This window comes from Pseudomonas sp. EL_65y_Pfl2_R96 (assembly GCF_963970905.1).
Taxonomy (GTDB): Bacteria; Pseudomonadota; Gammaproteobacteria; order Pseudomonadales; family Pseudomonadaceae; genus Aquipseudomonas.
The window spans coordinates 1-456 of sequence record NZ_CAXAQH010000342.1 but is presented as its reverse complement, the minus strand read 5'-3'; the positions used below and the strand labels follow the sequence as shown (position 1 = coordinate 456).

The 456-nt window shown below is 57.5% G+C and carries 1 protein-coding gene; it reads left to right on the top strand.

What is annotated here, in order from left to right:
* Nucleotides 1–259 (top strand): hypothetical protein (locus AACY49_RS30950; RefSeq protein ID WP_339528115.1); only part of this gene is annotated, 259 nt, incomplete at its 5' end.
* Between the last annotated feature and the right edge of the window lie 197 nt (nt 260–456).

The following is a 456-nucleotide window of genomic DNA, read 5'->3' as shown; positions in this document are numbered from 1 at the left end:
GCCATCTATCGCGCGGGTCCCATGTTTTATGGTGCTCGGCAAGTTGGGATACGCCAAGGATGTCGATGGGAGTGAGATCTGCGTGACGCCATTCCTCTCCTTGCATGCCATGCCGACGCGGCGCACCAAACAAACCAACGGCACGGCTTTGAAGGCGGATAAATGGTCCCGCAATCCAGCACCTTCCTCGGTTAGCGCAGGCGTAACCATCAAAATTTCCGCAGGTTTCGCGCTGCCGCCAAATTGCTTCCTAGAATGAAGATGGGGAAGTCGAAGCACTGGCAACGGGAAGTCTGGCATCATGGGCACCTGCACGGGCGTAAGCGCGATATCGTCGGCATCGCCGACCTCTTCGACCGCGTCGAGCAACCAAATGGCGGCATTGCGACAACGCAGGCAGGATTATCTGAAAATGATGACGGCCGCCCAATCGGGTGACGTTACGGCGGCGAAAAC